This is a genomic window from Mycobacterium angelicum (assembly GCF_002086155.1).
Classification (GTDB): domain Bacteria; phylum Actinomycetota; class Actinomycetes; order Mycobacteriales; family Mycobacteriaceae; genus Mycobacterium; species Mycobacterium angelicum.
Map to the genome: position 1 here is coordinate 1 of NZ_MVHE01000136.1, position 4,660 is coordinate 4,660.

Genomic DNA, 4,660 nt, shown 5'->3' on the forward strand with positions numbered 1-4,660 from the left:
TGCAGATGCCAGGCGGCGTCGGCTTTGGCGCTCAGCACGGTGTCGAGTTGGCTTTGGGTCAGTTCGGTCACCACGGCGTCATCGAGTACGCCGGCGGCGTGGATGACCGCGGTCAGCCGGTGCTGGTCAGGAATCGCGTCGAGCACCGCGGCCAGCTCCGCCCGACTGCCGGTATCGCAGGCCGCGATGGCGACCTCAGCACCCAGCGCGCTCAACCGCTGCACCAGCTCCCCGGCGCCCGGAGCATCCGGGCCGCGCCGCGACACCAGCAGCAGGTGGCGCATGCCGTACCGGGTGATGAGGTGCTCGGCGAACAGCGCACCCAGCATGCCGGTGCCCCCGGTGATCAGCACGGTGCCCTCGGGGTCCCAGCCCCGGCCGGGGGCCGCTGTGTCGGTGACCGGGGTGAGGCGGGGGGTGTGGGCGTGGTGGTGGCGCAGGGCGAGTTGGGGTTCGGCGTGAGGCAGCGCGGCCAGGATGTGGGTCAGCAGTGGGGTGGGGGTGTGGTCGGTGTCCAGGGCGGTGATGCGGGCGGGGTGTTCGTTTTGAGTGGTGTGGATCAGGGCCCAGGCGGCGGCGTGGGCGAGGTTGGGGGTGGCGTCGTGGGGATCGGTGGTGATGGCGTGGTGGGTCAGGATGGCCAGGTGGGTGTGCAGGGTGTCGGATCGGTTCAGCCAGTGTTGGAGTTGGGCAAGGGTGTCGGTGGTGAGCTGGTGGACCTGGGCGAGAGGGTCGGTGTCGGGGCTGGGGATGGGCAGGGTCCAGATGACCAGCTCGGCGCTGGCCAGCTCGGGGTGGGACAGGTCGGGGTAGCTGGGCAGGTGGTGCAGTTCGGCGGGCAGCTGGGTGGTGTCGGGGGCGATCAGCGCCCAGCTGGGTGCGGGCTGGGTCGGGGCGAAGGCGTCGGCGGGCAGGGCGGGCCAGTGCAGCTGGAACAGGGCATCGCGAGCCGGCGTGGGCTGTGGGGTCGGGGTCTTGGACAGGGCGCGCAGCATCACCGTGGCCACCGTGATGACCGGGGCGCCGGTGGGATCGCTGGCGTGCAGGGTGTAGGTGTCGGTGCTGGTACGCCTCAGGCGCACATACAGATGAGTGGCTGCGGTGGCGTACAAGGTGATGCCGGTCAACGCAAACGGTAGCCGGGCCCCGGCGGGGTCGGGGCTGCTCAACGTGCTCAGCGGGTGCAAGGCGGCATCGAGCAGGGCCGGATGGATGCCATAGCCGCTGACGTCGGTATCGGCGGGCAAAACGATCTCGGCCTGCACGGTGTCGGGATCGGCGGGATCTGCGGCGATACCCACCACCGCCTGAAACGGCCCCGCATACCCCAACCCCTGCGCCGCCAACCCCGCATAGAAACCCCCAACATCAACACCCTCAACCACCGACGGCACCACCACAGCAGGCGCCCGGCCCTGTTCCGCGCTGATCACCGCACTGGCGTGCAGGACCCACGCGCCGTCGTGGTGATCACCGCTAGCCCGGGTGTGCACTGTGACGGGTCGCCGCCCCGCGTCGTCGCCGGGATGGATGGTGATCTGCAGGTCGGCGGAGTCGTGATCGGACAGCACCAGCGGCGTGTGCAAAACCAGCTCGTCAACGGTGGGGCAACCGGTTTTACCACCGGCATACAACAAGAGGTCGACGAACCCGGTAGCCGGAAACACCACAGCCTCGCCGACCCGGTGACCGGCCAGCCAGGTGTGGGTGTTGGTGGACAGCCGCCCGCTGATCAGCGTTTGGTCTTGGTCGGCCAGTGTTGTGATCGCTCCGAGCAGTGGATGCTCGGGTCGATGCAGACCGGCGGCTCCGACGTCGGCGCTGGCGGCGGGAGTCAGCCAGTAGGCGCGATGCTGGAACGCATAGGTGGGTAGCGCCGTGATACGAGCGTGCGGCAGCAGGGTGGTCCAGGCGGGGCTATGACCGTGGGTGTGCAGTTGGGCTAACGCGCTGGTCAGCGTGTCCAGATTGGACCGGTCGCGGTGGGCGGTGGTGACCACCGCCGAAGACCGGACGCCGGCGTGGGCCAGGGTGTCGCCGATGGCTGGGGCCAGCACCGGGTGCGGGGACAACTCGACGAAGGTGTGCGCACCGTCGGCAGCCAGTGCGGCCACGCTGTCGGCGAAGCGCACGGTGCGGCGCAGGTGCTCGCTCCAGTACTTCGGGGAGCTCAGCTGCTCGGCGTCGGCGGGCTGCCCGGTCAGGTTGGACACCACCGCCATCGACGGCGGGTGGAAGGTCAGGCCGGTGGCGACGGCCTCGAATTCGGCGAGCGCGGGGTCCATGGCCGGGGAGTGGAAAGCGTGGCTGACCGCCAGCGGCGTGCTCTTGTACTGACGCGTCCCGCACAGCTCGCGCAGGCGGTCGATTTGATCGAAGGGCCCCGCCACCACCACCGCAGTAGGGCTGTTGACGGCGGCCAACGCAGTCCCGGGATAGCCGCCGAGCAGGCCGCTGACGTCCTCGGCGCTGGCCTGGACGGCCAGCATGGCGCCCGGCGCGCAGGCCTGCATGAGCCGGCCACGCGCGCTGACTAGGGTCGCGGCATCCTCGAGCGATAGCACCCCGGCGAGATAGACCGCGGTCAGTTCGCCGATGGAATGTCCCAGCACGATGTCGGGGGAGATACCGGCATCGATCAAGACCGCGTGCATGGCCACCCCGTAGGCGAACAGAGCGGGTTGGGCATAAGCGGTCTGCGTCAGCAACTGCGCCGAGGCGCTGTCAGGGTCGGCGAACATGATCTCGCGCAGCGGTACGTCGAGGTGGGAGTCGAAGGCGGCACAGACCTGATCGAGAGTGTCGGCGAAGGCGTCGTGCTGGGCATATAGTTGCCCACCCATCGTGGGGTATTGAGCGCCTTGGCCGGGCAGAACGAACACGACTTTGGCGCCCGGACGGGCCAAGTGGTGCCGGCTGACCTGCGGGTGGGATCGCTCGCTGCGCACCGCGTCGAGGCCGGCCAGCAGCTCTGCCCGGACGTCGTCGGCCGTGGCCGGGGTGGTGATGGCCACCCGGTAGGGGTGGTGGGTTCGGGTGACGGCGAGGCTGTAGGCGACGTCCGTCGGGTCGAGGTCCGGATGCTGAGTCAGGTGATGGTAAAGCCGGTCGGCCTGGGCCGCCAACGCCGCCGGCGTGCGCGCCGACAGCGGCCACACCGGCAGCGGGAGAGTGCTGGCAGGCAACGGAACCGGCGTGGCTACCGGAGCCGGAGCCTCCCGGACGATCAGATGCGCATTAGTGCCGCTGATTCCGAACGACGACACCGCGGCGGTGCGGGGGTGGTCGGTGACCGGCCAGGGGGTGGCCTCGGTGAGCAGCCGTAGCGTGCCGGCCGACCAGTCCACATGCGGGCTGGGCTCGTCCACATGCAGGGTCGGCGGCAACACGTCGTGGTTGAGGACGGTGATCATCTTGATCAGCCCGGCCACCCCGGCCGCGGCCTGGGTGTGGCCGAGATTCGACTTGATCGAACCCAGCCACACCGGATGCTCTCGGTCGCGATGCGCGCCATACGTGGCAATCAGCGCGCCGGCTTCGATCGGATCACCCAAACTGGTGCCGGTCCCATGCGCCTCGACCACGTCGACCTCACCCAGACCGATTCCCGCACTGGCCGCGGCCTGGGCGATAACGCGTTCCTGTGCCGGGCCGTTGGGGGCGGTCAACCCGTTGGAGGCGCCGTCCTGATTGACCGCCGAGCCGGCGATGACGGCCAGCACCGGATGGTTGTTGCGGCGCGCGTCACTGAGACGCTCGAGTACCACCACCGCGGCGCCCTCGCCCCAACCCGTGCCGTCGGCAGCCGCGGCGAATGCCTTGCAGCGTCCATCTCCGGCCAGCCCGCGCTGCCGAGCGAACTCGGTGAAGATGGCGGGTGTGGTCATGATCGTCACGCCACCGGCCAGCGCCAGACCCGATTCGCCGTTGCGCAGCGACTGACACGCCAAATGCGCGGCCACCAGCGACGACGAGCACGCGGTGTCCACGGTGATCGCCGGCCCCTGCAACCCCAGCGAATAGGCGACGCGTCCGGAGGCAACACTCGTCAATGTGCCGATGGCATAGGTTTCACTTTCCGGCCCCCCGTCGCCGTAGGGCTGCGCCCAGGTTCCGGCGAATACTCCGGTGTCCGAGCCGGCCAGCCCGGCCGGGTCGATGCCGGCGCTTTCCAGGGCTTCCCAGCACACCTCCACCAACAGCCGCTGCTGAGGATCGATGGCCTGGGCTTCGCGCGCGGAGATGCCGAAGAACTCCGCATCGAAGTCCGCCGCGCCGGACAGGAACGCGCCGTAGCGGGTGTAGGTCTTGCCGACCGCATCGGGGTCGGGATCGAACAACTCGGCGAGGTTCCAGCCCCGATCCGTCGGGAAAGCCCCCATCGCGTCGATGCCGCCGCTGACCAGCTCCCATAAAGCTGCCGGGGAATCCACCCCGCCGGGGAACCGGCAGGCCATGCCCACCACCGCGATGGGCTCGTCGGCGCCCGCGGCGGCAATGATCCGCACCGGCGCATCCACCGCCACGGAGATGAGTTGCGCAATCAGGTACTGGGCGATCGCCGTGGGCGTGGGGTGATCGAAGATCAGCGTCGGCGGCAACGTCAGGCCGGTGTGCTGGGCCAGGGCGTTGCGTAGTTCCAGGGCGGTCAGGGAGTCGA

The 4,660-nt window shown here is 69.6% G+C and carries 1 protein-coding gene; it reads right to left on the minus strand.

Going from position 1 to position 4,660, the window contains the following annotated elements; translation table 11 throughout:
* Positions 1-4,660, minus strand: a 4,660-nt coding sequence (locus BST12_RS28355; protein WP_139802016.1) for a type I polyketide synthase, incomplete at both ends; no start/stop codon positions are given.